This window comes from Bartonella sp. AD328YNZD (assembly GCF_042196425.1).
In genome coordinates this window covers 1-5,063 of record NZ_JBHIQG010000009.1, presented here as the reverse complement: position 1 = coordinate 5,063, position 5,063 = coordinate 1, and the positions used below count along the sequence as shown (strand labels likewise).

The following is a 5,063-nucleotide window of genomic DNA, read 5'->3' as shown; positions in this document are numbered from 1 at the left end:
CATTGTTTTACACTCTCTCATTGCCTCATGCTTTTGTTTTTACAGATTTAATGTGATAACAGCACTCACGAAAAACAGAATGTTTCAGGCAGAACATACTTATACTACATATTCACATGCTTATTAAAAAAATATCTCCTAATATTTTCAAATTCATTTTATGGAAGGGCGTGTAAAAAGTAATCTCCGTGAGGTGTACAAAATTCATTGTACACCACCATCTTTACACTTACATATAAAGTGCAAGGTTGGATATTCTAACGTGATTTACCACTTCCCAATATGGCGATAGCCCTTGAATCCTCCTTAGTACTTGAGAAAGTTTATAAGCGGTGTGTCTTTCTTTAAGTGTTTTTACTCTACACGGCTCTCGTCTCGTTTGTGATGTGCAAACGAAAGATTTTTATTAATTCAATATAAGAAGACTTAAAATGAGAGAGTCTTATCATATTTGCGGATCTAATTCAGGATGTAAAATGATAAATTGTTTTATAAATCAATGCATTAATCTATTAAGTATATGAAAAATAAAAACATGAGAAATTAAGAAACTACGTTCTTCAAAAGATATTGCTACTATGGATAGTTTTAAAAACTGTATAACTGAATTAAAGAGAATCGTGAAAATAAACAACAATAGACATTTTACAACACATAGCCACACACTCGCATCAAAAGATACAATTTACGATGAATGCTTTCATGAAGAAATTTTTTCATTCATTAAAGAACAAATTTCTTTCTCATAATAATTCAATAATTAAAATTTAATAACGAAGCGCAGAAGGCGTAGAATACGAGATTCAATCGGAGGATATTACACTCTTATCCGACGTCTTTCAGATATTGGTTGAAATGCTAGCTTAGCGTGAAAGGCACAATAAGGGCTATTTTCATCAGAATCTGCACCACAAAAATGAAAATCTGCTGATAATGGATCGCCAACCGGCCATCTACATGTATTTTCACTCAATTGTAGAAGATTAAGTTGACGTGATATAGGCACAACTACATTGGATTTTGTGGATATATCAACTTCTTTTACATCTTCCACTACAAATTCTGTCTTTAAAGCGGTTTCTTCAATACTTACAGCTGATGTGTTTATTGGCGATACCGTGGATGTGTTGCGACGCACACGTGGAGATGATGGGCTGCTGCTTCCCACGGGAGTTTTTTGCGCACGCGTGCTTCCTTGTGCTGTCTTACCACGTCCTGGTAACTTTAATCGATGTACTTTGCCGATGACTGCATTTCTGCTGACCCCACCTAATTGAGCAGCAATTTGACTTGCACTTAATCCTTCACTCCAAAGCTTTTTAAGAAGCTCAACGCGTTCACATGTCCAACCCATACCAGCACTCCATTCCGATTACGTCACTAAGATGCTCTCCCCCGTTGCATCTTCAAATGTTTAAATAATGTTTTCATTACGCTGAATGAAAGAACTTTACACTCTACGTGAGCATAAAAAAATCATCCAACCTGTGGATTTACAAATCAAAACACATCATCTTGCTTATTATATTGTAAATTACAATATGCACTCACTCTATGACAAGAGTCTTTACCTCTTGAAGAGTTTATTTAGAATGTTTTCCCCAACTTGCAAATCAATCATAGGTTAAACTTTCATTTTTGTTTAAGGTTTTTTCCAAAATGCTTATTTGTAGAACCTTCATTGACTTTTTTTCAATTGGTGTAATGATCTATTCCATAGGTGTAATCATTAATCGCAATGAAAGTTGAAAGCACCGTAACGAAATGTACCATGTTGTTTTATTTATAGTGTCGCTTTGTATATATATTGAAAAGGTTAAAATATAAAGGAAATTATGATGGACACCATCTCTGTACAACCACTTTATGAATGCTTCGCACGACGAAATTTGCATTTTGAACAAGGGCATGGTGTATGGCTTATTTCCGATAAAGGAGAACATTATCTTGATTTCACATCTGGCATTGCTGTTAATGCATTAGGGTATTCACATCCAAAATTGGTTGATACACTCAAAATACAAGCTGAAAAGCTTTGGCATGTTTCCAATCTTTTTCAATCTCCTGAACAAGCAGCTCTTGCTACGCGGCTTTGTGCAAATAGTTTTGCAGATAAGGTTTTTTTCTGCAATTCAGGCACTGAAGCATTAGAATGCGCATTTAAAACAGCGCGTCATTATTACTATGCCGCTGGTCATTCAACACGCATTGAAATAATTACTTTTGAAGGGGCATTTCATGGACGTACACTTGCAGCACTTGCTGCGACTGGGCATGAAAAATATCTTGAAGGCTTTGGACCTAAAGCTGGTGGATTTATTCAAGTCCCTTTTTGTGATGAAACCGCTTTGCGTAACGTTATTAATAAAAATACCGCCGCTATTCTTATTGAACCTATTCAAGGAGAAGGAGGAATACGAACGGTCCCTCATGAATATTTAAGATTTTTGCGCAAAATATGCGATGATAATGGTCTGTTATTGATTTTAGATGAAGTCCAAACGGGTGTAGGACGAACAGGAAAGCTTTTTGCCTATGAATGGAGTGATGTCACGCCTGATATTCTTACCCTTGCAAAAGGACTAGGAGGTGGATTTCCATTAGGTGCTTGCCTTGCAACGGATAAAGTTGCAAAAAGTATGACACCTGGGACGCATGGATCAACCTTTGGAGGCAATTTGCTTGGAATGGCTGTAGGAAATAGTATTCTTGATATTTTGTTAGAGCCAAGTTTTCTCAACCATGTTCAGCGTATGGGGGATAAATTAAAAAATGGACTTTTGCACATTCTCAATATCTATCCTGATATTATCTGCGCTGTTCAGGGGATGGGGCTTATGATGGGCATTCAGTGTGTTGTGCCTTCAAATCTCGTTGTTAATGCCTTGGAAAGTGAATATCTCTTAAGTGTTGCTGCCAACAATAACGTTGTGCGCTTATTGCCTCCTCTTATTATCAAGGAAGAAGAAATAGATGAAAGTTTGCGTCGTATTGAAAAAGCAATTTCTTATCTTTCGAAAATAAATAAGGACAGACAAATATCACACACATGACAAATGCTCTTCGTCATTTCACGGATTTATCCATTTTAACGCCAGCAATGGCACGTGCATTAATCGATTATGCAAAAATCCTTAAAGCATCTTTTAAAGCAGGAAAAGGTTCAAAACCTTTTATAGGTAAAACGCTCGCGATGATTTTTGAAAAACCATCCACACGAACCCGTATTTCATTCGATATCAGTATGCGCCAGCTTGGGGGAGATACAATCATGCTCACGGGCTCAGAGATGCAGCTTGGTCACAGTGAAACTATAGCTGACACGGCTCGAGTTTTATCCCGTTTTGTGGATATCGTGATATTACGAACAACAAAACATCAACGTATGCTCGAATTGGCACAATATGCACAAATTCCTGTCATTAATGCCCTTACAGATGATACACATCCTTGCCAAATTTTAGCAGATATCTTAACCTATGAGGAACATAGAGGGCCAATTGCTGGCAAAATATTTGCATGGATGGGAGATGGTAATAATGTGCTCCATTCCTTAATTGAAGCTGCAGCTCTTTTTGGTTTTCATTTGCGTGTTGCCACACCAAAGGGCAGTGAACCACAAGAACAATTTGTACATTGGGCACGTGAGCGGGGAGCGCATCTTATGCTAACCCATAATCCCCAAGAAGCGGCTCAAGATGCTGATTGTATTATGACCGATACATGGGTCTCCATGGGACAAGAGTTTCGTGCTCGCAGTCATTCTATTTTTCAGCCTTATCAAGTAAATGAAGCTCTCATGAAATTAGCAAAACCGGATGCTCTTTTTATGCATTGTCTTCCTGCTCATCGTGGTGAAGAAGTGGTTGATTCTGTGATTGATGGACCGCACTCCGTTGTCTTCGATGAGGCTGAAAATCGTCTTCATGCTCAAAAAGCAATTCTTTCTTGGTGTTTACAAGATGCATTTTTCTCTCCACAATAGCCTCCCTACAACAAATTATATAAAAAAGGTAAAGCTATGAGTGAACAAGCTAAGGATGAAGCCTCTCTCAACAACAACTTCTTGCATGAAGATGATAGTGTTATTCCCTTTCAAGTTGAAGAACTTGATATCCGTGGACGTGCCGTACAACTTGGGGAAACTTTAAATTCTATTCTCACAAGACATCAATACCCTGAACCGGTTTCTTATCTTCTAGCAGAAGCTTTACTTTTAACGGTTCTGATTGGAACTTCTCTAAAACTTACGGGAAAATTTATTCTACAAACCCATTCCGATGGACCGGTTAATATGTTGGTGTGCGATTTTTCGCCTCCTTCCAGTTTACGTGGATATGCTCGTTTTGATAAGGAACAGCTTAAACAAGCCATAGACAATGGTCAAACCTCTTCAGAAATACTTTTAGGAAAAGGAACTTTAGCTTTCACAATTGATCAAGGTCCCCACATGCAACCCTATCAAGGGATAGTTGCATTAGAGGGATCAAATTTACAAGAAGCTTCTCGTATTTATTTTGATCAATCAGAGCAAATTCCTACCGATATTCGTTTGGCTGTTGCCATATTAATTAATCGTGATCAACAAGGAAAACCGCAGAAAAGTTGGCGAGCTGGAGGTATTTTGACCCAACTTTTACCCCAAGAATCGTCTCATCATAAAATAGATGCTCCTCATCAAAAGCGAGAAGAAACGAAAACTCATACCCAATTGGATAACCAATGGCAGGAAGCTAAAATACTCATGAAAACGATTGAAAGTTCAGAATTAACAGATCCCCAAGTGGGTAGTAAACAGTTATTGTTTCGTCTTTTTCATGAACAAGGTGTTAGAGTTTTTAATTCTTTTTCTCTTGTCGATCAATGTTCTTGTTCATGCGAAAAAATTAAAGGAATCCTAGAAGGATTTCCTATTGATGAACGCAATAAAATGGTTAAAGATAACTATATTTCAGTCACATGTGAATTTTGCTCAAAAACGTATCGTTTTACACCGCAAGAATTTCTAGAAGAAAAAACATAATCAAATATTTTTCATAAAAAATGATGATTGCAACAAAAGC

The 5,063-nt window shown here is 37.3% G+C and carries 4 protein-coding genes; 3 read left to right on the top strand and 1 reads right to left on the bottom strand.

Going from position 1 to position 5,063, the window contains the following annotated elements; genetic code table 11:
* Positions 1 to 817: 817 nt before the first annotated feature.
* Positions 818 to 1,354: a GcrA family cell cycle regulator gene (locus tag ACFIO3_RS01080; RefSeq protein WP_375614902.1), complete on the bottom strand. Its 537-nt coding sequence runs from the start codon at positions 1,352 to 1,354 to the stop codon at positions 818 to 820.
* Positions 1,355 to 1,838: 484 nt separating this feature from the next.
* On the opposite strand from ACFIO3_RS01080, the gene ACFIO3_RS01075 reads away from it, so the two are divergent.
* Genes ACFIO3_RS01075 through ACFIO3_RS01065 form a run of 3 tightly spaced genes read left to right on the top strand, consistent with a single transcriptional unit; the run spans position 1,839 to position 5,023 of the window.
* A complete protein-coding gene (locus tag ACFIO3_RS01075; RefSeq protein WP_375606227.1) occupies positions 1,839 to 3,053 on the top strand; it encodes an aspartate aminotransferase family protein in 1,215 nt (404 codons plus the stop codon).
* Complete coding sequence (argF, locus tag ACFIO3_RS01070) at positions 3,050 to 3,985, top strand: ornithine carbamoyltransferase (protein ID WP_375607862.1); 936 nt, start codon at positions 3,050 to 3,052, stop codon at positions 3,983 to 3,985. Before ACFIO3_RS01075 ends, argF begins: the two co-directional genes overlap by 4 nt.
* Before the next feature lie 36 nt (positions 3,986 to 4,021).
* Positions 4,022 to 5,023 carry an Hsp33 family molecular chaperone gene (locus ACFIO3_RS01065; RefSeq protein WP_375608951.1) on the top strand — a complete coding sequence of 334 codons (1,002 nt, stop codon included), beginning with the start codon at positions 4,022 to 4,024 and terminating at the stop codon, positions 5,021 to 5,023.
* Positions 5,024 to 5,063: the final 40 nt, after the last annotated feature.